We start from the raw sequence: 21,081 nt of genomic DNA, 5'->3' as shown, positions 1-21,081 counted from the left end.
GGAGTTTAGGCGGCGAGGGCCAGGCGTTGCGGTTGTGGCCGGGAGAGTGGGCTCACCGATGCGATGCTGCTGTCGGTGCTGAGTTTGAATACGCCCACCAGTTGCACCAGCTGATGCGCCTGGTCTTGCTGCGCTTCGGCCGCTGCAGCTGCTTCTTCCACCAGCGCGGCATTCTGCTGCGTCACGGTGTCCATTTCGGCGATGGCGTGGTTGATCTGCTCGATGCCCGCTTCCTGTTCGTTGTTGGCGACGCTGATTTCGGCCATGATGGCGGTCACCGATTGCACGGCGGCGACGATTTTTTCCATCGTTGCGCCAGCTTCGCCCACCAGTTCGGTGCCGGCGCCAACCTTGCTGACCGAGTCGTCGATCAGTACTTTGATTTCCTTGGCGGCCGATGCCGAACGCTGCGCCAGCGTGCGTACTTCCGACGCCACTACCGCGAAGCCACGGCCTTGTTCGCCGGCGCGTGCAGCTTCTACCGCCGCGTTCAGGGCCAGGATGTTGGTCTGGAAGGCGATGCCGTCGATGACGCTGATGATGTCGACAATTTTCCGCGCCGATTCGTTGATCGCATCCATGGTCTTGACCACGTCCGATACCACTTCGCCACCTTGCTGGGCGATGTCCGACGCACTCTTTGCCAGCATATTCGCCTGGCGCGCATTTTCGGTGTTTTGCTTGACGGTGGCGGTCAGCTCTTCCATCGACGACGCGGTTTCTTCCAGCGAGCCCGCCTGCTGCTCTGTACGCGAGGACAAATCCATATTGCCGCTGGCGATTTCAGTCGCTGCTGTGACGATGCTGTCGGCGCCGCTGCGTACCTGGCCGACGATGTCCGCCAGGCTGTCACGCATGCCCTGGATCGCAAACAGCAGACTGCGCTGGTCGCCTTCACGCAGGGCGATCGGCACCGCCAGGTCGCCATCGGCAATCTTGCCCGCAATGACGGTCACATCGGCTGGCTCGCCGCCCAGCTGGTGCAGCAGCTGGCGGGTGATCCCCCACGCCATGGCCGCGCCGATAGCCAGCGACAGCAGGCCCAGCCCAATCGACAGATTGCGCGAGTCCTTAAAGGTTTCTTCCGCGCTGGCGCGGGCGCGTTCCATGCTGGCGCTCTGGTGCGCGATCAGCGCGTCGATGGCGTCCATATTCGCCAGTTGCAGGCCGCGCATCTTGCCGAGCATTTCGCCGACCGCGCCATCCACATCGTTGGCGCGGCGCAGGCGCATCACTTCGTCCAGCGAGGCTTCATACGGTTTGCGGGTGGTGGCCATCGCCTCAAACAGGTCGCGGCCTTTGCCCGATTTGACCATCTGGTCGAGTTTTTTCATCTCAACGTCGATTTCCTTGCGCCGCTCCATCACCACCGACATTTCCTTGGCGGCCTTGGTTTCATCATGGATCAGCAGCGCATTGCGCAGGGCGCGTGCGATCTTGTTGTTGTGATTCATGATCAGCTGCGCCTGCAGCACTTTGGGATAGGTTTCTGTGACGATGTCGTCCGTGTTGTCGGCCAGCTCGCCCTGGCTGTAGATGCTCAGGCCGATGGTGATCGCCAGCAGAAGAAGTACCACGCCGAAACCCAGCCCCAGCCGGGTGCCAACTTTGAGGTTCTTGATGTCCATGATGATATTCCGTAATCGAGAAAGTCACTCGCGTTCCGTGGGGAACGTTGGCGGGAATAAGGCCGGAGAAAGAGAGGCGATCGCAAGAATTAGGCGATCAGAAATGCAGTGAATAGTCACCAATATACACACATAATTCCCCTATGGCAACTAAGGTGATGAAAGTTGCAGACATTCAGCCACATTAATATTGGCGCTGATGAATTCCAGATAAACTTGGCATTCTATTCATAAAGGAGTGGAGACGCATGACCATAACAACTCAACATTCGCGGCTGGACGTGATTGACGCGCTGCGCGGCTTTGCCATCGTGTCGATCATGCTGCTGCATAACATCGAGCATTTCGACTTTTATTTCTCGCCGCAGGGGCTGCCGGCCTGGCTCAAAGTGGTCGATAAGGTGATCTGGGACACCCTGTTTTTCTTGTTCGGCGGTAAGTCCTACGCGATTTTTGCCTTGCTGTTTGGCATGACGTTCTACATCCAATATCAAAACCGCGCCGAACGGGGCGAGGATTTTCGCGCCCGTTTCGCCTGGCGATTGATGTGGCTGCTGGCGTTTGGGCTGATCAATTCCATGTTTTATCACGGCGATATCCTGAGTATTTACGCGGTACTGGGATTGACGCTGATACCGGTGGCGCGGTTAAGTAATCGCTGGGTGCTGGCGATTGCGCTGGTGTTATTGGCGCAGCCATATGCCTGGCTGGAAGTTATTCAGGCGTTGCCAAATCCCGATGAGAAACTGCCTAATCCCGCTTCCTGGGCTTATTTTGGCCGGGCGAATGATTATTTTGCCCATGGTTCAGCTTTGCAGGTGTGGGCTGGCAATCTGAGCAACGGCAAAGTCGGGGTTATTCGCTGGAGCTGGGAAAATGGCCGCATATTCCAGATTCCCGCTTTATTCATGCTGGGGATGCTGGCCGGCCGCAAGGGATTTTTCAAGGATGCCTTATTCTGGCGCAAGGCGTTGATATTCGCCATCCTCGTATTTATTCCCCTGTATATATTGAAGACCTGGCCGGAAAGCTGGGGTGTCGGTGAGGCGGTACGCCGTCCGCTGCTGGTGATTATTACTTCATGGGCCAACGTGGCGCTGATGGTGGTATTGGTGGCGGTGTTTGTCGAGATGTTTTATTCGCGTCGCTGGCTGGCGATATTCTCGCCGCTGGGGCGTATGAGTTTGACCAGTTATGTGGTGCAGTCGATTATCGGTACGTCGATTTATTATGGCTTCGGGCTGGGCATGTACCAATATACCGGCGCCAGTTTTGCGCTGGTGATCGGCATCATGCTGGCTGTGTTGCAGCGGCAGTTCAGCGTGTGGTGGCTGGCATCGCACGCCCAGGGACCGCTTGAAACCGTATGGCATAGGCTGACCTGGGGCGGCAGTCGTGCCAAAACTTAGCGCGGATACACCAAAAATCAGTCTGTGCCGGTCGTATCGTCTGGTGTGATCCAGGCGATGCGGCCATGGCCGGATTCATTTAGCCGAATAACTAAGTCGTCGGCCGCGCTATCCGGCAGGCTGAATGTAAATAACACCTCATCAGCATGCTGGACATTATCGAGGGTAGCGCCGGCTAATTCTATTTCCCGGCGCAGTAAACCTTCCATCGCATAAGGCGCGCTGCAAATGAGCTGGCGCTGTTTGATAATGGCGATTTTCTCGGCCTTTAATAATGCCTGTGCTACGCTGTCGGTATAAGCGCGCACCAGTCCACCTGCACCCAGTTTAACCCCGCCGAAATAACGCACGACCGTGGCCAATACGCCTTCCAGATCCTGATGGCGTAATACATCGAGCATAGGACGGCCGGCGGTGCCGCTTGGTTCGCCATCATCAACAGCAGCGGATTGGCCGCCGGCTAATAACGCCCAGCATACGTGGGCAGCGCCTGGATGTTGTTCCCATAATTCCGCCACGACTTTCTGCGCGCTGGCGCGATCCGGCATTGGCTGGACGCAGGCAATAAAGCGGCTTTTTTTAATCAGCAATTCATGGTGAACAGCCGAGTTTATAGTTTGTGGCATGGGGAGATCGATTGCGGTGAAGCGGCGTATGGTGCCAGAAATCAGGCGAGGACGCCATGCGGCCGAGGCGGGCGGTATAATCTGGGCCGAGTTCATCCCACCTGATACGCCATGACCCCATCCTCTCCCGCCCCTCATATTTCCGCTGCCGATGGCGACCAGGGAGATGACGACGACCTGATGCGGCAACTGGGCCTGGCCGAACGCGGCATCATCCTGGCCAAGGCCGAGGGCAGGGTGTTCCTGCGCGTGACCGGCGAGGTCGAGTACGGCCGTCGCCGGGTGGCTTACGATCTGGTGCCCGCACAAGGTGTGATGGCCAAGGCGTCCAAATGGCGCAAAATGGATATTGATGCCCGCTCGGCGCTGCTGCGCGAGCGCGCCAGCGAGGCGGTGGTGGCCGAGCTGCACGGCTACGTCGCCGCTTTCGTCGAGGAACTGACTGACGCCTGCGATGACTGCGATATGGACGCCGACACTTTCCTGCACGCCTTGAGCGATATGCAAGTGTCCGAGCCGGCCGGCATCGTGTTCGACCGCATCCGCATGCGGCTGGAGCACGCGGTCGAACGGGATATGGAGGAGCAGCACGCCGAGCGTACCCGCCAGAGCATCAATCTGGCCGAATATCCGGCCTCGTTCGAGGTGGCGCGGCGTATGAAGCGTAAATTCATCGCGGTGCTGGGACCGACCAACTCCGGCAAGACCCACCAGGCGATCGAGGCCTTGGCCAAGGCGCCAAGCGGCGTCTACCTGGCGCCGCTGCGTTTGCTGGCGCTGGAGAACTATGAACGTTTGCAGGAAATGCAACAGCATGGCAAGCCACTGAAAGTCAGCCTGGTGACGGGCGAGGAGCGCCGGCTGGTGCCGGGCGCCACCCATGTCGCCAGCACGGTGGAGATGCTGGATACGCACACCCCGGTCGATGTGGCGGTGATTGACGAGATCCAGATGCTGTCGGACCGCGACCGCGGCGCCGCCTGGACTGCCGCCGTCTGCGGCGCGCCGGCGCATATCGTCTATCTGGTCGGCGCGCCGGAAGCGCGGCGTGCCATTGAGGTGTTGGCGGCGCGGCTGGAGTGCGAGCTGGAAGTGCACATCCTCAAGCGCAAGGGGCCGCTGTCGGTGGAGCCGGCCGCCGTGCGCAAGCTGAGCAATCTGCGGCGCGGCGATGCGGTCATCTGCTTCTCGCGCCGCGAGGTGCTGATGTGGCGCGACATGGTGACCGAGATGGGCCTGTCAGTAGCGACTGTGTACGGCAACCTCTCGCCGGAAGTGCGGCGCGCGCAGGCGCAGCGTTTCCGCGAAGGTTCGGCTGATGTGGTGGTTGGCACGGACGCCATCGCGATGGGCCTCAACATGCCGATCGCGCGGGTGGTGATGACCACCACCGTCAAGTACAACGGCTATGAAGAGGAAGAGATTCCAGCCGCGCTGGCGCGCCAGATCGCTGGCCGGGCAGGGCGCTTTGGGGTGCACGAGGAAGGCCTGGTGGCCGGCTACGATAACGAGACGCACAATGTGATGCGTTCGCTGCTGCGCGAGAAGCCGGTGCCGATCAAGACCACCGGCTTTGCGGTGGCGCCGACGCTGGAGCATCTGCATCGTATCGCATCGGTCACGCACGAGCATGCGCTGGCCAAGCTGCTGAAGCGCTTCGTGCACAACATCGATGTGCCGGATGGTTTCTTCTATCCGCGCATCACCGAAGACCAGTTCGAGCGCGCCGCATGGCTGGATACGCTGGAATTGACGGTGGCGGAGAAATTCGCGCTGTCGCTGGTGCCGATCTCGTCGAAAGTGCCATCGTTGCAGCATGCGTGGGAAAGCTGGGCGAAATCGCTGGCGCACAAAAATGTCACGCAGCTGAAGGGCAATGACCGGCCGCTGCATTATATGAATCTGCAAGAGGTGGAAGATGCGTGCCGGCTGTACTCGGCCTATGCATGGCTGGCGTATCGTCAACCGGAATACTTCCCGGACACCGAACTGGCGCAGCGATTGTCGCGTGAAGCGTCGGAGCGTGTCGACGCGATCCTGCAAGACCAGAACTCGGCCGCGCGCAAACGCCAGCCGCGCAAGTTCCGCCGCTGAGTGCGGACCTAAAACAAAAACGCCAACCGGTGAAGGTTGGCGTTTTCGTTGAATCTTGGTAGGCCGTGCGGGATTCGAACCTGCGACCAACGGATTAAAAGTCCGCTGCTCTACCAGCTGAGCTAACGACCCAAGGGCCAGAATTGTACTGGCAGGCTCTCGAAAATTCAAGCATCAATTGAGGTAGAACGCTATTACGTGCGCCGCTAATCAAGCAACTCAGCTATCATATCGCCCTGCTGTTAAAAGGATTAGGGATGAAAGTAGTTGCAGGAACTGTGGCGGGCGCCCCGAAAATGCTTCCCGCGCAGTTTGGTTTGATTAATTTGTTGAAGGCAGGTGCGGCGCAGCTGATCGTTTTGCACCATCTGGCGTTCTACGGCCCGATGTCGGATCACGCGCGGGTGATTTACCCGGCGCTGTTCGACTGGCTCGCCGGTAGCGCACGCATTGCTGTGCAAGTCTTCCTCGTCATTGGCGGCTTTCTGGCCGCCAAATCGCTTGCGCCTTCCGGCCACGCCGGTTGCGCCGCGCCGTTGCGCGCTATCTGGCGCCGCTATGCCAAGCTGGCGCCGCCATTTCTTGCCGCTACGCTGGCTGCCGCTGGCGCTTCTGTCTGGGCGGCGCAATGGATGTCGCATGATTCGATTTCCGCACCAGCCACGTTCAGCCAGCTGAGCGCGCACGCGCTGCTGCTGCATGGTGTGCTGGGCTATGAGTCGCTGTCGGCTGGCGCCTGGTATGTCGCGATTGATTTCCAGCTGTATGCGCTGATGGTTTGCATGTTGTGGCTGGTTGGCCGCGTGTCCGGCAATCGCCAGCAGGCATGGCTGATGCCGCTGGTGGCGGCAACCTGCATCACGCTGTCGCTGCTGCATTTCAATCTCGACGCCGATTGGGACAACTGGGCAGCATATTTCTTCGGTAGCTACGGCCTGGGGGTGATGGCCTGGTGGGCCAGCGATCCGCGCCGCAAGCCGGGCATCGCAGTGGTGTTGATGCTGATGGCCTTGTTGCCGGCCGTGGTTGGGCTGTTGCTGGAATTCCGCAGCCGTATCGCGCTGGCGGCCGTGGTTGCCTGCGTGCTGTTCCTGTGGGGCCGCCACCGCCACGCAGCCGAAGGCTACGCCTGGGCCGTCGTCAACGGCCTGGGTAAGATTTCTTATTCGGTGTTTCTGATTCACTTCCCGGTGTGTTTGCTGGTCAACGCGGCCTTCACGCGCTTCGCACCCGCTGAGCCGGAGTGGCAGGCACTGGGCATGCTGCTGGCCTGGAGTGGCAGTCTGGCCGCCGGCGCGGCTTTCCATCGCTGGGTGGAATCACCGCTGAGCCGGCTGATGCATTTTGTTGCAGAACGGCTCGTTGTGCGTGATGTCCATATGCCACGCTCGTTGCCGCGCTAACAAGGAGAGCTGCGTAGTTATACCATTTTGGAATGGCTTTTTGTAAAGAAATAATAGATTGGCATGGTTAGACCGGGCGTAAGATCGAAATCGGTTGCAAACGATGTCATCAAAAAGAAATTACAAAACCGGAGACTACATCATGGCTATACCTCGCAAGACTGCGCTCGCAGTACTGATTGCCGACCTGTTGATCAGCGTCGGCGCCCAAGCCCAAACCACCGCTGAAACCGCCGATGCCGGTCCCACCGTCGTGGTCAGCGGCATCCGCGCCTCGCTGAGTTCGTCGCTGAACACCAAGCGCATGCAGGATGGCGTGGTGGACGCGGTGTCCGCCGAAGACGCCGGTAAATTCCCCGACACCAATATCGCCGAATCGCTGCAACGCGTGACCGGCGTGCAGATCCAGCGCAACGGCGGTGAAGGCCGCTATATCTCGGTGCGCGGCCTGGGGCCGGAGTTCAACAACGTGCTGGTCAATGGCCGCACCATGACCAGCGACACCGGCGGCCGCGAATTCTCGTTCGACCTGCTGTCGTCGGATCTGATTTCCAAGGCGCTGGTGTACAAGACCTCGCAACCGTTCCTGCCAGAAGGCGGCATCGGTTCGACGGTGGATATCCAGACCGCGCGTCCGCTGTCCGGCAAGACCGGGCACAGCACGGTGATCAACGCCTCCGGCTCGTACGACAACAACTCGGAAAAGAAAACGCCCAACATCAGCGGCATGTACTCGTTTGCCAACGAGGAACGCAACTTCGGCGTCAACGCCTCGCTGTCGTACACCGACCGCGCGTCCAAGCAGAACAAGGCGATCACCGATGCGTGGAATTACCGCGACGTATCGGTCATCAATGGCGACCTGAATTCCAAGGGCCTGACCATGGCCAACGTCACCACCCGCAAGCTCTACATCCCGCAAAGCTACGGCTTCCAGCAGGAGGACGAGAGCCGCAAGCGTTTGGTGGGCAATCTGACGGTGCAGTACAACCCGTCGCCGACCTGGAAGCTGACGGCAGACGCGCTGTATTCGCACCTGGACCAGCGTAACGATGTGATCGCCGTCAGCGACTGGATTAATCCGCAGGTGCTGGGCGCGCAGATCAGTGGCAACCAGATCACCAGCCTGCAGCGTCCGGGTTCGATTTTCTACGCGAATAACCCGGCGCTGTCCGGTAGCGGCAATTTGCTGGGCGAGGTCAATTCCAATGACATGATCGTCAAGGGCGGCGACCGCAAATCGATCACGCGCGCCTTCGGCCTGAATTCGAAATGGGCGCTGGCGCCGGAATGGAAGCTGGAGGGCGACGTGAATACCTCGCGCACGTCCTCCGGTTCGCCGGATATGTGGGTGGTGGCCGGCATGGTGCCGAAAAATGGCGACCTGCTGAGCTTTAACGGCTCGCCATCGATCGTGTTTGGCGACGGCATCGCCGACCCGAGCGCAGTGCGCGCGCACGCTGTCTCGAATGGCGATGTGCAGAATACCGATAAATTGTCCGAAGGCCGGTTGGCCCTGAACTGGGGCCACGATATCGGCTACTTCAAGGGCATTGATACCGGTCTAAGCTACTCGCAGCGCGAGGTCGGCCGCACTTCGTGGAGCAGTGATTCGTGGAATACCTACAGTGGCTACCATGTGGCGCTGCCATCGTCGCTGTTCACGGTGACGCCGCTGGAGAACTTTGTCGGCGGCGGCGCCACGGTGCCAAGCGCTTATCTGCGCTTCAATCCCTATGAGTACATGAACTATCTGAACCAGCGCTCGATCCTGACCCAGTCGAATGATCCGGCGCTGTACATGAACACCACGCTGTACCCGAACGGCCCGATGGCGATTGACTACACCAAGCCATCGACCTGGGCGGTGAAGGAGAAGGTCAGCAGCATCTTCCTCGACAGCAAATGGGAAGGCGAGCGCTGGTCGGCCAACGCCGGCGTGCGCCTGGTGCATGTGCAGTCGGAATCGTCGGGCACCAGCCGCGTGCTGCTGTCGGCCACCAAGAGCCCGAACGACACGACGTACATCCTGAACTATGGCCCGATGAGCACGCTCAAGATGGATAACAGCTACAACAGCGTGCTGCCGTCGGCCAATATCAAGTTCGACCTGTCGCGCGATATGCTGCTGCGCCTGGCGGCGTCGAAAACGGAAACCCGTCCGACGCTGAATCAACTGGGCGTGACCAACTCCTATGGCGGCCGTTATGGCGACGTGCAGACCGGCGGCGGCAATCCCAACCTGAAGCCGATGAAGTCGAACAACTACGACTTGTCGTGGGAATGGTATCTGTCCAAAACCAACTACGTCAGCGCCGCCGTGTTCCAGAAAAACGTCAGCGACTTCCTGGAGACGCGCCTGGTCGATATTTCGTTGCCGCAGTATCCGGGCGAGGTGGTGCATGACACCCGCGTGCGCAACGGTCAGAAAGGCAAGATTAAGGGCGTGGAGATCGCCGGCCAGTACGCCTTCGATACCGTGGTGCCTTGGCTGCGCGGCTTCGGCGCGACCGCCAACTACACCTACGTGGACGCCACCGCCACCCGCGAAGTCGACAGCGGCACGCCGAACTGCGGTTATCCAGGTTTGTCGCCACAGTCGTACAACGCCTCGCTGTTCTATGAGAACAGCAACTTCCAGGCGCGTGTGAGCTACAACTGGCGTAATCACTTCTCGGTCGATTGCGGCGGCGGCAGCACCCAGCCACGCAACCGCGCGGCCTACGGCCAGACCGACGCCAGCCTGCGCTACAACATCACGCCGAAGCTGGCGCTGTATCTCGACGCGATCAACCTGAGCAATGCACGCACGCGTGAGTATGCGCTGAACGAAACGCAGTTCCTGACGCTGGAGGATGTTGGCCGTCGCGTGAATGTGGGCCTACGCGCGGCGTTCTAAGCGTAGAGAACGCCAGCTTGCGGTTGCGGAGCTGGCGTTCTTATCTGGATGAGGCGGAATCGAAGAGAGCTGGCAGATATTCAACCATGAATGTCATGGCCTGTGGCGGCTGCCGTGCCATTATCGATGGCCATAGCTAACATTCCGCCCCAACATGAAAATCATCCGTAGCAAAGAGTTTGTCGCGTCGCGCGCCTGGGGCGCCGAGCTGGTGGCCGCCATTCCCGATGCGACGGTGCGATTGCACTGGACCGATCAGCCATACAAGTGGCACGTCAACGATGGCGAGGAAGTCTTCGCGGTGATGGATGGCGAGGTGGACATGCACTATCGCCAGGATGGCGTCGAACAGATCGTCACACTATGCGCAGGCGATCTGTTCTTTGCTGGCGATGGCGACGCCCACTGCGCTCATCCGCGTGGCGAGGCCCGCATTCTCGTGGTCGAGCGTGCGGGCAGCGTTTGAGACCTTTAGAGAATCATGAGGCGTAGCCGGTGCTCGAGTACATCAGCCTTGGCTGCTCTTGTCGGATTCTCGATCTTGGCTGGGCAATGCTTGTGCAGATAGCTGAAATCTGCGGAAGAATGTAAATGGACGATGCACTTCTAAAGCGCTCGAAGCCACTGGGACAAAAAATCTTTTCTGTGAAAACAACTTAAGAATCCAGCGCTTCTCTCCTAGGAAATTAAAACGGACAGTATCCGCCTCGGTGAGGTCCAGATCGGAAAAGATACCTGTTGCGTACATAAAGTACATGCGCGCGTAGTCTGCGACATTCAGGTCCCGGTCGAGTAGGTAGATGTTCAGTGTGTCTTCAAAAGGCACATCGTTGGTGAGAAAGAGCAAGGTGTAGTCGTGCCACTTGAGAGCAGCCTCGAACACCGCACCCTGGAGGATCACGCCGGTCGCTTTTCCGGCCATGATGATTTCACACAGGGGTACCGTATCAGCGTCCGACAGTGTGATGACGCGTATCGAATACGCCGGTGTATGTAGTAATTTCATCGTTTCTCTACCAGCTGTAGCTGGCTCCAAACGCGGCAAATGCACCTCCCGCGAACGCTCCGACCGTGACGCAAACTGGCGCCGCCGGGCCGCATGCCAGGCCCGCCAATGCACCGCCTGCAATGCCGCCTGCAACGCTGGCGCCGTTGACAACAAGCTCTTTCCTAAGTGTGGCTGCTTTGTTTGTCGACGTGGCAATGTGATAAGCCGAGAGAGCCAGCGCTAGGAAAAGCACCCCACGTCCCGCATACGAAAGGCCTGCCATTGCCCGAGTAACTTGAGGATTGGACTTGCCGGCAGATGTGACTATGTTTGCATAAATGACGTTCTGCTTTGTGTTCGATAGGCGGGAGAAAATAGCGTTTTCACCGTGTAATTCAATCGTCTTTTTCGCGATCAGTTGGTTCAACGAATAGCCTTTGCGTTTCAGCTTTTCCGCGAATGATCGTCCTACCGGTGTGCTCCGTGCGCGCACTATGCCCATGATGAGGTTGCGGGTTTCTTGCGCTTCACAGGCTGCGGCGGACCAGGTGATTCTTCCAGCACTTGCATTGGCTCGCAATCGGTCTGACATTCGTTTGATCTCTTGAACGTATAGCAAGCGTGCCTGCGTGTCGATAGTGAGATGAGCTCCCACATTGCTTACCTGGCTTTCAAGTGACTTCATTGTGCTCTCAAAAAGAGATTGTTCATCGCTAGCTTTGCTCTGTCCCATAACCCTCTCCAAATACGTGTCCCTTAGCTTATTGGGTGTGGAAATGTCGCGACTTGCGGCTGCGCAATAATGCGAGGCGTTGAGGAGCACGGAGTTCGAATCCGTGGCTCTGGCTAAAGCGAGCACGGCGGCCTGGAATGCCCCCTAGTCTGGCGAAGGGCCATCAGGGGAAGTGTTGATTTGCGCCGAAAATTGACCCGTTTCCCCCAGTAATTTGCAAATGAATCTGACCCACGTTTGAAGCACAATCCACCTGTCTCATCGGCAGGAGAACGGAGTGATAGACGTGGCATTGCTAGGCATAATTCGACGCTGGCACTTGCGTGACCAGGTCCCCCTCAGGGAGATTGCCAGGCGACTGGGCATCTCAAGGAACACCGTCCGACGCTATCTGCGCTCGGAAATCACAGAGCCCTCCTATGCGGAGCGGCGAGCGTCCAGCGCGCTGGACAAATACTCTTTGCAATTGTCGGGCTGGCTCAAGGCTGAGACGGTCAAGCCGCGCAAGCAGCGACGCAATTTGAAGCAGATCCACGAAGACCTGAAAGAGCTGGGTTACGAGGGGTCATACGACCGCGTGGCGGCGTTCGCCAGGCAGTGGAAGGCGGGTCAATCGGACAGGGTCAATTCGGCGAGCAAACGAACAGCCGATCGTCCGTCAGGTGATTGAGAAGTGAAAACCGGTCATGACGAGCGAGTCTAGGCTTGATTTCCCGGTTTCATTCCCCCTCCCTTTATCCCCTGGAGAGCAATGTGCACCGGCCTTAAGCACGGGGATAGGAGGGATGGGACCAGAAATGGACCAGAAACAAAAAAGCCCACGAACCGAAATTCGTGGGCTTCCTTGATAATTCTTGGTAGGCCGTGCGGGATTCGAACCTGCGACCAACGGATTAAAAGTCCGCTGACTTAAACGCTGATTTTTTACTACAGCCTATCAACGGGCTTTTTTCTTCTGCACCTGGCGCTGCTGTTGCTTGCGCTGGGTTTCGTTTTTGTTTTGCTTGGCCTCGTACAGTGCGATGGCTTCTACTTTGGCTTGGGCGAAGGTGCGCAGTTCTTCTTTGTCGTCGTGCGTGACAAAGTAGTCGTTGGCTTGCGCATCGACCACCAGCTTGATTGCGGCCTGGTCATCGAGGTCGTACATTTCGGTGAGCAGGGTGGTTATTTCATCAAGGAATTCTTCGTAAGTCATGGCGCGCCTTCTTTTCGGGAAAACAGAAAAGCCACCCGAAGGTGGCTTTTCTGATGAATCTTGGTAGGCCGTGCGGGATTCGAACCTGCGACCAACGGATTAAAAGTCCGCTGCTCTACCAGCTGAGCTAACGACCCATAGGCATAAAACCTAGGTACTTTCGGAATGGTAGGCCGTGCGGGATTCGAACCTGCGACCAACGGATTAAAAGTCCGCTGCTCTACCAGCTGAGCTAACGACCCCCGAAAGAAGCGAGATTATAGGGGATCACTAGCCCGGCTGTCAAATACCCAGCGGTAATTATTTGCCGCCCAGGCGCTGTTTCGCCGTCTCGGCCGCCGTCGAGTCAGGATATTGCTTGATCAGGTCTTGCAATGTCTTTTTGGCAGCCTTGTCTTTCAGCTCGGTCTGGCAGCTGGCGATGTTCAGCATGGCGTCCGGGGCTTTTGGGCTGTCCGGGTAGTTTTTCAGCACCACCAGCTGCGCCGCGATGGCGGCTTTGCAGTCGCGCTGGGCGAAGTAGGCGTTGCCCAGCCAGTATTGCGCGTTCGGCGCGTAGCTGGAGCCTGGATAGCGCTGGACGAATTCCTGCAGCGCTACGCCGGCCGCCTTGTAGTCGCCGGCGGTGAACAGCTTGGTGGCGGCTTCGTAGTTGCGCTGCTCGCCAGGATCAACCTGTGAGGTTTTGCCGTCGATGGTGACTTCGCGCGGCTCCAGCTTGCGCAGGCGGGTGTCGAGGTCGACGTAGAAGTCTTTCTGGCGCTTTTGCGCGTTGGCCAGTTCGTTGGCCAGCACTTCGATCTGGCCGCGCAGCTGGTTCACCTGCTGCAGCGTGGCGTCGTTCTGGTTGATCAGGTCCAGGGTGCTGGACTTGTCGGATTTGTTGTCGATGCGTGCTTGCAGCTCGGTGCGCATCGCTTCCACCTTGGCGCGCAGGTCGAGCAGGGCTTTGCGGGCTTCGTCGTCGTCGAACAGGCCGGCATGGGCTTGCAGCGGCAGCCAGGTCATCGCAGCCAGCAGGGCGGCGCTCAGGCCGGATTTGGAGAATTTCATCATGTCGGGCGCTCTTTCACACAAATCTAAACAATAAAAAAACGGGGCAGGGCGCGGATTTGTACCGCGCGCCGCCCCGTATTATGCCTGTGACCCGGCAAAAAGGTAGTGCTTTTGATTATTTGTAAACGATGTCAGCACGGCGGTTTTGTGCCCATGCTTCTTCGTTGGCGCCGGTGGCTTTTGGTTTTTCCTTGCCCAGCGAGACGGCTTCGATCTGCGATTCAGGCACGCCCAGGGTGGCCATGGCTTTGCGCACGGCTTCGGCGCGTTTCTGGCCCAGGGCCAGGTTGTACTCGGCGCCACCGCGTTCGTCGGTGTTACCTTGGATCAGGATAGCGCGGGCTTTGTTTTTGACCAGGTAAGCCGAGTGGTTTTCCACCACTGGCTTGCCGTCAGCGCGCACGGCGTAGCTGTCGAAGTCGAAGTAGACGCTGCGGTTAGCCAGCACGCCTTTTGGATCGTCCAGCGGGTCCAGCGATTTGGTTTCGACTGGCGCAACGGTGCGGGTGTCGGCTTGTGGCTGTACGGCTTTGTCGACCGGACGCTCTACCACTGGCGCAGGTTTTTTGTCATCGATCGGGGTCGACGAGCAAGCGGCGAGGATGGCGGCGGTCGTGATGGCAAATGCTAAGCTGCTGAGTTTACGCATATTAATTCTCCTAGTAGTAGATCGTTATTACTGCATGAACGGACCCCAGGTGGGCTCCTTGATGTTGCCCGCCTGAGTGGTCAGGCGTTGTTTAACACGTCCGTCAACCGAAACCACGGCCAGCGATTTGCGGCCGCCGGCCTGGGTGGCGTACATGATGTATTTGCCGTTGGGGGCAAAGCTTGGGGATTCATCACTGGTGGTGTCCGACAGGCGCAGCTCCTGCCCGCTGGCCAGGTCCAGCACGTACAGCTGGAAGTTGCCGTCGCGGCGCGAGATGTAGGCCAGGGTTTTGCCGTCGGCCGAGATGCGCGGGCTGATGTTGTAGCTGCCGCCGAAGGTGACGCGCTTGGCGTCGCCGCCGTCGGCGTTCATGCGGTAGATCTGCGGGCCGCCGCTGCGGTCACTGGTGAAGTAGATGCTTTCGCCATCGGACGACCATTGCGGTTCGGTGTCGATGCCGGAGCTGTTGGAGGCGCGGCGCAGGTTGCTGCCGTCGGCGTTGACGGTGTAGACCTGGGTATTGCCGCTCTTCGACAGGGCGATCGCCAGCTTGTTGCCGCTAGGCGCCCACGATGGGGCCGAGTTGCTGCCTTTTTCGTTGGCCACCACGGTGCGCGCGCGGGTGATCAGGTTCTGCACGTAGACCACCGGCTTTTTCTGTTCGAACGAGACGTAGGCGACCTTGGTGCCATCCGGCGACCAGGATGGCGAGATGATCGGTTCGTTCGAGCGCAGCGCCAGCTGTTCGCTTTCGCCGTCAGCGTCAGCCACCATCAGCTGGTAGGTGCGGCCTTCCTGCTTGACGTAGGCGATGCGGGTCGAGAATGCACCCTTGATGCCGGTCAGCTTGAAGAACACGTCGTCAGCGATCTGGTGTGCCGACAGGCGCGTGAACTGGGCGGTGACCGACTTGTCCAGGTTGGAGATCTTGGCCTGCTGGCTGGTGTCGAGCAGCTTGTAACGCACGTCGTAGCGGCCATCGGCCAGTGCGTCGACGGTGCCGACCACCAGCGCAGCCGCGCCCTTGGCTTTCCAGCCGCTATAGTCGATGTTGTTGACGTCGTTGATGACGCCGGCGTCGATGATCTTGAAGGCGCCACTGCGTTCCAGGTCGGCCTTGATGATCTCGGAGATTTTCTGTGGCGAGACGCCTTCGTTGGCAAAGCCGGCCACTGCCACCGGGATCTGATTGTTGCCGACGCCGGAGATCTCAATCCGCATCTGGGCCTGGGCGCTGCCCATGGTGGCGGCGATGACCAGGCCGGTGTAGAGCATATTCAGTTTTTTCATGTCAGTGCATATCCTTCATTTTGAAATCAGCGGTAATGTCGCTCTCTACCGTACCATCTTTTTTCTTGGGTAGTGGTGACGATGCGTTAATCGCGCTCTCAATCGCGCGGTCATAGGCGTCCGAGCCACTGCCTTTCAGCTTGCGAACGCCGATGATCTCGCCGGTCGGCAATTGTTTGATGGCATAGCTGGCGGTCAGGTTGTCATCGAAATTGCCGTTCAAATTGCTCTTGATCTTGGCGATCACTGCTGCCCGGTAGCCGCCGTCGGTGCGTCCGCCAGTCGACTGCGCGGCAGTCCCGGTGGTGCCTTTGGCGGCGGCGCCGGTGATGCGGCTCATCTCCGCTGCGAAGGCTTTGTCCTTGGCGGCTTTCTCGGCCTTTTCCTTGGCCAGCTTTTCAGCGGCGGCTTTTTTCTTCTCTTTCTCGGCGAGGGCCTTTTCCCTGGCTTCTTCCTCGGCCTTTTCTTTTTCCTCTTTGGCCTTCTGCTCAGCTTTTTTCTTGGCTTCCAGCTTGGCCAGCTTCTCGTCCGCCTCTTTCTTCAGGCGCGCCTGTTCCAGCTTCTCAGCCTTCTCTTCTTCCAGCTTTTTCTTCTTGATGCGCTGCAGGGCGATTTCCGGATCTTCCTTCGGCTCTGGCGGCGCTTCGACCTTGGGCACGGGCGGCGGCGGTTGAACCACTTCCGGCTCGGGTTCCGGCTCAGGGGCGGGATCGGGCGTTGGCGCCGGCGGCGCGGCTTCCTGCACCTTCATGTCCCAGATTTCGGCCTGCACTTCCACCGGATCATTGTTTTGCCAGCTGACGCCGACCCACAGGAACAGCAACAGCACAGCGTGCATCGTCACGGCCAGGAAGCCGGAGCGCAAGCCATTGTGTTGTCGCGGAACCTTGTACGGGCCGCCAGCAGTTGCGGGTTTCATATTCTGCATTTACTTGGTGGACAGCCCTACGCGGGTGATGCCCAGCTTTTTCGCTTCTGAAATCAGTTGGATGACGTCGTCGTACTTGCTGTCCTTGTCGCCGGCGATCAGCACTGGATAGTCCGGATACTCGGTATGGATGGTGCGCAGCTTGCGCACCAGTGCATCGCGGTTCGGTGCGGTTTCCGGCGCGTCTTCGCCTTTGCCTTTGATGCCGATCGACAGCGCACCGTTCGGCTTCAGCACGATCTGCACGAAGTCGCTCGGCGGCTTGGTGGATTTTTCCGCGCGCGGCAGGTCCACCACGCTCGGGTCGTTGGCCGACGGCATCACCATAAAGATAATCAGCAACACCAGCATCACGTCGATGTACGGCACGACGTTGATCTCGGACTTCAGCTTGCGGCTACGGCCGCCGCGCATGCTGCTGGAGAAGGAAGAGGCCATAGTGATTAACGCGATTGACGCTGCAGGATGTTGGAGAACTCTTCGACAAAGCTCTCAAAACGGATCGCCAGGCGGTCCACGTCGTAGGAGAAGCGGTTATAGGCAACGAAGGCCGGAATTGCCGCAAACAGGCCGATGGCGGTGGCGATCAGCGCTTCCGCGATACCTGGCGCGACAGCAGCCAGCGTGGCTTGCTGCACATTGGCCAGGCCACGGAAGGCGTTCATGATGCCCCACACGGTGCCCAGCAGGCCGATGTACGGCGATACCGAACCGACCGAGGCCAGGAAGGCCAGGTGCGATTCCAGCGCATCCATCTCGCGCTGGAAGGCGGCGCGCATGGCGCGGCGGGCGCTGTCCAGCACGGCGCCGGCGTCCAGGTTGTCGCGGTTGGCGGCGAAGGCGGCCTTGGACTTGATGAACTCGCCCATACCGGCTTCGAAGATGCGCGCCAGCGGGCCGCTGTTGGCGCGGTCCTTGCCGGCGTTCTGGTACAGGGCGTGCAGGTTGCCGCCGGCCCAGAAGGTCTTTTCAAATTCCACCGTCAGTCGGCGCGCCGATTTGATCGCAAACAGCTTGCTGAAGATATAGGTCCAGCTGGTCAGCGAAATGATGAACAGCAGCGCCATGATCAATTGCACGATCAGGTGCGCATTGGTGATGAGGGACAGGAAAGAAAGGTCTTGGGTGACGTTCATTGTTTATCAATCGGTTTGGGTGGTGGTACTGGTAGAGCGCATTTTTTCGGCAACGACCGCAGGCACCGCGCGCGGGCGCAGGGCGGCGTCGACACAGCCCACTTTGACACGGGCCGTGTTCAGCAACTGTTCGCCGCGCCACGCTTCCTGGTGGAAAACGATGGAGGCGCGGCCAAGCTTTTCGATGCTAACCGTTAATTTTAGTTCATCATCCAGCTTCGCAGGCGCATGATACTCCGCGCTCACGCTTTTGACGACGAACAGGGTGTCGTGCTGTTCCAGCAATGTGTGCTGGTTGACGTCGAGCGCGCGCAGCCACTCGGTGCGGGCCCGCTCGAAGAATTTGAGATAGTTTGCGTAGTAGACGATACCGCCGGCGTCGGTGTCTTCGTAGTAGACCCGCACGTTCCAGATGAAATCTGCTGGCATGTTGTTTTGACTGCTTAAATGATTGAGCAACATTCTACGCGATATTGTTGTTTTGGTTGAATTTTATCAACTGGAGCGCAAAGGTTCGCCAGGAACAATAAAGCGGTTTCCTTGTCATTGCCAAGTATTGTAACAATGCCTTACGAAATTATTTCATGCACGGTTGGAAACTAAGCCTCCCTTAAGTGTCGGGAGGCTTAGCTAGTTTCTTAGACGTTGCGCTTGATGTTCAGCGGGCCGTAGCCTTGGCAAGTTGGCATCATGTCAATCCGGTTGATGTTGACATGCGGGGGGAGGGTGGCGATCCAGTAGGCCGTGTTGGCGATGTCGTCGGCGCTCAGCGGGGTGGTGCCTTCGTAGACCTTGGCGGCCGCCGCGTCATCCTTCAGGCGCACATTCGAGAACTCGGTGCCGCCGCACAGGCCTGGCGCCAGATTCGTGCAGCGCACACCGGTGCCAGCCAGGTCGGCACGCAGATTCTGCGTGAACTGGTTGACGAAGGCCTTGGTCGCGCCATACACATTGCCGCCCGGATAAGGCGTCGAACCGGCGATCGAGCCGATATTGATCACCGTGCCGCTGTTGCGCTCGACCATGCCGGGCAGAATCGCGCGGGTCATGGCCACCAGGCCGCTGACGTTGGTGGCAATCATCGTATCCCAGTCTTCCAGCGACGAGGTGTGCGCCGGCGTCACGCCCAGCGCCAGGCCGGCATTGTTGATCAGCACATCGATAGCGCGCCATTCGGCCGGCAGGCCGTCCAGCGCCGCCTGGATCGAGGCTTTGTCGGTCACGTCCAGCACAAGCGGACGGACGGCGTCGCCCAATTCGGTGGACAGCGCCTGCAGACGGTCTTCGCGGCGGCCACTGATCAGCACTTTATGGCCGTTTTTGGCGAAGATGCGGGCCATTGCGGCGCCGAAGCCGGCGGTGGCGCCGGTGATGAAGACGATCATGATCTGTCCTTGGTGGGAGTGGAAAGGTGGACAAAATTGTAGCCGCAAACAGCGGCGGAGGTTGTCTTGCCTTTTAGGTAACTCATTTTCTTGCTCAAATCTGGCGCATCCAATACAATCTGGCTTCCATTACGTCTCACGTAACTGGCGAAAAGCTGGAATGATGCTCAAAATTGCACTGGAATGGTGCGTTTGAGACCGTCCGCGAAAGGTGGGTATCCACCGGGAAACGTGAGATTTCAACAGCCGTTCGCCTGGGCAGCCCTCGATGGAAAGCACGAAGAGGCTGCCGGTCCGCTATGGCTTCTCTCTTTCGATCCAACTGCCAGTAATAAGTTACTCATTCGATTGGAGTTTTTTCATGTTCGCAAAAGACCACACCCTCGCCAGCGTAGACCCAGAGCTGTTCGGCGCCATTCAAAACGAAAACACCCGCCAGCACGACCATATCGAGCTGATCGCTTCGGAAAACTACACCTCGCCAGCCGTCATGGAAGCGCAAGGTTCGCAGCTGACCAATAAATACGCCGAAGGCTATCCGGGCAAGCGCTACTACGGTGGCTGCGAGTACGTGGACGTCGTCGAGCAACTGGCGATCGACCGCGTTAAAAAACTGTTCGGCGCGGAAGCCGCCAACGTGCAGCCTAACTCGGGCTCGCAAGCCAACCAGGGCGTGTTCTTCGCCGTGCTGAAACCGGGCGACACCATCATGGGCATGTCGCTGGCAGAAGGCGGCCACCTGACCCACGGCATGCCGCTGAATATGTCCGGCAAATGGTTCAATGTGATCTCCTACGGCCTGACCGCTGAAGAAGATATCGATTACGACGCCATGGAAGCCCAGGCCAAGGAACACAAGCCTAAGCTGATTATCGCCGGCGCATCGGCGTTCTCGAAAAAGATCGACTTCGAGCGCTTCGCCGCGGTCGCCAAATCGGTGGGCGCCTACTTCATGGTGGACATGGCCCACTACGCCGGCCTGATCGCCGCTGGCCTGTATCCTAATCCAGTGCCGCACGCTGACTTTGTCACCTCGACCACGCACAAATCGCTGCGCGGTCCGCGCGGCGGCATCATTCTGATGAAGGCCGAGCACGAGAAGGCCATCAACTCGGCGATTTTCCCTGGCATCCAGGGCGGCCCGCTGATGCATGTGATCGCTGGTAAAGCGGTGGCCTTCCAGGAAGCGCTGCAGCCTGCGTTCAAAGAGTATCAGCAGCAAGTGATCAAGAACGCCGACGTGCTGGCCAAGACCCTGATCAAGCGCGGCCTGCGCATTGTGTCGGGCGGTACCGAATCGCACGTCATGCTGGTGGACCTGCGTCCGAAAAACCTGACCGGCAAGGAAGCGGAAGCGATCCTGGGTTCGGCCCACATCACCACCAACAAGAACGGCATTCCTAACGATCCGCAGAAGCCATTCGTGACTTCGGGCGTGCGTCTGGGTTCGCCAGCGATGACCACCCGCGGCTTCAAGGAAGCGGAGGCGGAACAAGTCGGCAACCTGATCGCAGACGTGCTGGATAATCCGCATGACGCGGCCACCATCGAGCGCGTGAAAGCGGCGGTGAAGGTTCTGGCTGACAAGTTCCCTGTCTACGCCAAGTAATCCCAACAGCACGTGGTCCCGGCGAACGCCGGGACCACGGCTATTTAAGT

Annotated in this window: 19 protein-coding genes, 3 tRNA genes, 1 pseudogene and 1 riboswitch; of the genes and pseudogenes, 7 read left to right on the top strand and 16 right to left on the bottom strand. The window is 58.9% G+C overall.

Translation table 11 applies throughout. From position 1 onward, the window contains the following. Positions 1 to 5: 5 nt before the first annotated feature. Complete coding sequence (locus KW842_RS27730) at positions 6 to 1,628, bottom strand: methyl-accepting chemotaxis protein (RefSeq protein ID WP_218306799.1); 1,623 nt, start codon at positions 1,626 to 1,628, stop codon at positions 6 to 8. A 281-nt stretch (positions 1,629 to 1,909) separates the two neighbouring features. Here KW842_RS27730 and KW842_RS24840 point away from each other — a divergent pair, with 281 nt between their 5' ends. Further along, entirely contained in the window at positions 1,910 to 3,037 is a 1,128-nt protein-coding gene (locus KW842_RS24840) for a DUF418 domain-containing protein (protein WP_373925234.1), read from the top strand. Positions 3,038 to 3,054: 17 nt separating this feature from the next. On the opposite strand, the gene KW842_RS24835 is transcribed toward KW842_RS24840, so the two are convergent. Further along, positions 3,055 to 3,663, bottom strand: a complete 609-nt coding sequence (locus KW842_RS24835) for a YigZ family protein (RefSeq protein WP_218306848.1) — start codon at positions 3,661 to 3,663, stop codon at positions 3,055 to 3,057. Between the two features lie 111 nt (positions 3,664 to 3,774). Between KW842_RS24835 and KW842_RS24830 the strand changes: the two genes are divergently transcribed. Beyond that, the gene (locus KW842_RS24830) at positions 3,775 to 5,757 is read left to right on the top strand and encodes a helicase-related protein (protein ID WP_218306797.1); all 1,983 of its coding nucleotides are present in this window, start codon (positions 3,775 to 3,777) and stop codon (positions 5,755 to 5,757) included. A 56-nt stretch (positions 5,758 to 5,813) separates the two neighbouring features. Here the strand turns inward: KW842_RS24830 and KW842_RS24825 are convergent. Further along, positions 5,814 to 5,889 (bottom strand) — tRNA-Lys (locus KW842_RS24825). A gap of 164 nt (positions 5,890 to 6,053) precedes the next feature. Here KW842_RS24825 and KW842_RS24820 point away from each other — a divergent pair. From KW842_RS24820 to KW842_RS24810, 3 genes are all read left to right on the top strand, one after another. Further along, the gene (locus KW842_RS24820) at positions 6,054 to 7,160 is read left to right on the top strand and encodes an acyltransferase (protein ID WP_218306847.1); all 1,107 of its coding nucleotides are present in this window, start codon (positions 6,054 to 6,056) and stop codon (positions 7,158 to 7,160) included. Positions 7,161 to 7,302: 142 nt separating this feature from the next. Beyond that, a complete protein-coding gene (locus KW842_RS24815) occupies positions 7,303 to 10,059 on the top strand; it encodes a TonB-dependent receptor (RefSeq protein ID WP_218306796.1) in 2,757 nt (918 codons plus the stop codon). 154 nt (positions 10,060 to 10,213) lie between these two features. Then, positions 10,214 to 10,525 carry a cupin gene (locus KW842_RS24810; RefSeq protein WP_218306795.1) on the top strand — a complete coding sequence of 104 codons (312 nt, stop codon included), beginning with the start codon at positions 10,214 to 10,216 and terminating at the stop codon, positions 10,523 to 10,525. A 42-nt stretch (positions 10,526 to 10,567) separates the two neighbouring features. On the opposite strand, the gene KW842_RS24805 is transcribed toward KW842_RS24810, so the two are convergent. After that, positions 10,568 to 11,065 (bottom strand): hypothetical protein, encoded by a 498-nt coding sequence (locus KW842_RS24805; RefSeq protein WP_218306794.1) that lies wholly within the window; start codon positions 11,063 to 11,065, stop codon positions 10,568 to 10,570. A 7-nt stretch (positions 11,066 to 11,072) separates the two neighbouring features. Continuing rightward, a complete protein-coding gene (locus KW842_RS24800) occupies positions 11,073 to 11,780 on the bottom strand; it encodes a hypothetical protein (protein WP_218306793.1) in 708 nt (235 codons plus the stop codon). Positions 11,781 to 12,057: 277 nt separating this feature from the next. Between KW842_RS24800 and KW842_RS24795 the strand changes: the two are divergent. After that, a pseudogene (locus KW842_RS24795) lies at positions 12,058 to 12,384 on the top strand (helix-turn-helix domain-containing protein); the annotation flags it as partial. Positions 12,385 to 12,717: 333 nt separating this feature from the next. Here the strand turns inward: KW842_RS24795 and KW842_RS24790 are convergent. The 11 genes from KW842_RS24790 to KW842_RS24740 form a co-directional block, all read right to left on the bottom strand. Continuing rightward, a complete protein-coding gene (locus tag KW842_RS24790; RefSeq protein WP_218306792.1) occupies positions 12,718 to 12,975 on the bottom strand; it encodes a hypothetical protein in 258 nt (85 codons plus the stop codon). A gap of 61 nt (positions 12,976 to 13,036) precedes the next feature. Then, positions 13,037 to 13,112, bottom strand: a tRNA-Lys gene (locus tag KW842_RS24785). A gap of 29 nt (positions 13,113 to 13,141) precedes the next feature. Then, positions 13,142 to 13,217: transfer RNA gene (locus tag KW842_RS24780), tRNA-Lys, on the bottom strand. A 58-nt stretch (positions 13,218 to 13,275) separates the two neighbouring features. After that, complete coding sequence (gene ybgF / locus KW842_RS24775; protein ID WP_218306791.1) at positions 13,276 to 14,031, bottom strand: tol-pal system protein YbgF; 756 nt, start codon at positions 14,029 to 14,031, stop codon at positions 13,276 to 13,278. Positions 14,032 to 14,146: 115 nt separating this feature from the next. After that, the gene (pal, locus tag KW842_RS24770; RefSeq protein ID WP_218306790.1) at positions 14,147 to 14,680 is read right to left on the bottom strand and encodes a peptidoglycan-associated lipoprotein Pal; all 534 of its coding nucleotides are present in this window, start codon (positions 14,678 to 14,680) and stop codon (positions 14,147 to 14,149) included. A 27-nt stretch (positions 14,681 to 14,707) separates the two neighbouring features. Then, the gene (gene tolB, locus KW842_RS24765) at positions 14,708 to 15,973 is read right to left on the bottom strand and encodes a Tol-Pal system beta propeller repeat protein TolB (protein WP_218306789.1); all 1,266 of its coding nucleotides are present in this window, start codon (positions 15,971 to 15,973) and stop codon (positions 14,708 to 14,710) included. A 1-nt stretch (position 15,974) separates the two neighbouring features. Continuing rightward, positions 15,975 to 16,892 (bottom strand): cell envelope integrity protein TolA, encoded by a 918-nt coding sequence (tolA, locus tag KW842_RS24760; RefSeq protein WP_218306788.1) that lies wholly within the window; start codon positions 16,890 to 16,892, stop codon positions 15,975 to 15,977. A 9-nt stretch (positions 16,893 to 16,901) separates the two neighbouring features. Then, a complete protein-coding gene (locus KW842_RS24755) occupies positions 16,902 to 17,339 on the bottom strand; it encodes an ExbD/TolR family protein (protein WP_229223889.1) in 438 nt (145 codons plus the stop codon). Positions 17,340 to 17,344: 5 nt separating this feature from the next. After that, on the bottom strand, positions 17,345 to 18,037 hold the full coding sequence (tolQ, locus tag KW842_RS24750; protein ID WP_218306787.1) for a protein TolQ: 693 nt from the start codon (positions 18,035 to 18,037) through the stop codon (positions 17,345 to 17,347). A gap of 6 nt (positions 18,038 to 18,043) precedes the next feature. After that, entirely contained in the window at positions 18,044 to 18,466 is a 423-nt protein-coding gene (ybgC, locus tag KW842_RS24745) for a tol-pal system-associated acyl-CoA thioesterase (protein WP_218306786.1), read from the bottom strand. 209 nt (positions 18,467 to 18,675) lie between these two features. Beyond that, a complete protein-coding gene (locus KW842_RS24740) occupies positions 18,676 to 19,422 on the bottom strand; it encodes an SDR family NAD(P)-dependent oxidoreductase (protein ID WP_218306785.1) in 747 nt (248 codons plus the stop codon). A 130-nt stretch (positions 19,423 to 19,552) separates the two neighbouring features. Continuing rightward, a riboswitch (ZMP/ZTP riboswitch) is annotated at positions 19,553 to 19,689 on the top strand. Positions 19,690 to 19,783: 94 nt separating this feature from the next. Here KW842_RS24740 and glyA point away from each other — a divergent pair. Continuing rightward, on the top strand, positions 19,784 to 21,031 hold the full coding sequence (gene glyA, locus KW842_RS24735) for a serine hydroxymethyltransferase (protein ID WP_218306784.1): 1,248 nt from the start codon (positions 19,784 to 19,786) through the stop codon (positions 21,029 to 21,031). The last annotated feature ends 50 nt before the right edge of the window (positions 21,032 to 21,081 follow it).

It is taken from the genome of Duganella sp. sic0402 (genome assembly GCF_019219065.1).
Classification (GTDB): Bacteria; Pseudomonadota; Gammaproteobacteria; order Burkholderiales; family Burkholderiaceae_D; genus Rugamonas.
The sequence above is the reverse complement of the archived record's forward strand: the minus strand, read 5'-3'. Positions and strand labels throughout refer to the sequence as shown.

What these genes read in the sequence shown, in the direction of transcription:
- KW842_RS27730 (WP_218306799.1), bottom strand. Translation starts at nt 1,628, where the DNA reads ATGGACATCAAGAACCTCAAAGTTGGCACCCGGCTGGGGCTGGGTTTC.
- KW842_RS24835 (WP_218306848.1), bottom strand. Translation starts at nt 3,663, where the DNA reads ATGCCACAAACTATAAACTCGGCTGTTCACCATGAATTGCTGATTAAA.
- KW842_RS24830 (WP_218306797.1), top strand. Translation starts at nt 3,775, where the DNA reads ATGACCCCATCCTCTCCCGCCCCTCATATTTCCGCTGCCGATGGCGAC.
- KW842_RS24820 (WP_218306847.1), top strand. Translation starts at nt 6,054, where the DNA reads ATGCTTCCCGCGCAGTTTGGTTTGATTAATTTGTTGAAGGCAGGTGCG.
- KW842_RS24815 (WP_218306796.1), top strand. Translation starts at nt 7,303, where the DNA reads ATGGCTATACCTCGCAAGACTGCGCTCGCAGTACTGATTGCCGACCTG.
- KW842_RS24810 (WP_218306795.1), top strand. Translation starts at nt 10,214, where the DNA reads ATGAAAATCATCCGTAGCAAAGAGTTTGTCGCGTCGCGCGCCTGGGGC.
- KW842_RS24805 (WP_218306794.1), bottom strand. Translation starts at nt 11,065, where the DNA reads ATGAAATTACTACATACACCGGCGTATTCGATACGCGTCATCACACTG.
- KW842_RS24800 (WP_218306793.1), bottom strand. Translation starts at nt 11,780, where the DNA reads ATGGGACAGAGCAAAGCTAGCGATGAACAATCTCTTTTTGAGAGCACA.
- KW842_RS24790 (WP_218306792.1), bottom strand. Translation starts at nt 12,975, where the DNA reads ATGACTTACGAAGAATTCCTTGATGAAATAACCACCCTGCTCACCGAA.
- ybgF (WP_218306791.1), bottom strand. Translation starts at nt 14,031, where the DNA reads ATGATGAAATTCTCCAAATCCGGCCTGAGCGCCGCCCTGCTGGCTGCG.
- pal (WP_218306790.1), bottom strand. Translation starts at nt 14,680, where the DNA reads ATGCGTAAACTCAGCAGCTTAGCATTTGCCATCACGACCGCCGCCATC.
- tolB (WP_218306789.1), bottom strand. Translation starts at nt 15,973, where the DNA reads ATGAAAAAACTGAATATGCTCTACACCGGCCTGGTCATCGCCGCCACC.
- tolA (WP_218306788.1), bottom strand. Translation starts at nt 16,892, where the DNA reads ATGAAACCCGCAACTGCTGGCGGCCCGTACAAGGTTCCGCGACAACAC.
- KW842_RS24755 (WP_229223889.1), bottom strand. Translation starts at nt 17,339, where the DNA reads ATGGCCTCTTCCTTCTCCAGCAGCATGCGCGGCGGCCGTAGCCGCAAG.
- tolQ (WP_218306787.1), bottom strand. Translation starts at nt 18,037, where the DNA reads ATGAACGTCACCCAAGACCTTTCTTTCCTGTCCCTCATCACCAATGCG.
- ybgC (WP_218306786.1), bottom strand. Translation starts at nt 18,466, where the DNA reads ATGCCAGCAGATTTCATCTGGAACGTGCGGGTCTACTACGAAGACACC.
- KW842_RS24740 (WP_218306785.1), bottom strand. Translation starts at nt 19,422, where the DNA reads ATGATCGTCTTCATCACCGGCGCCACCGCCGGCTTCGGCGCCGCAATG.
- glyA (WP_218306784.1), top strand. Translation starts at nt 19,784, where the DNA reads ATGTTCGCAAAAGACCACACCCTCGCCAGCGTAGACCCAGAGCTGTTC.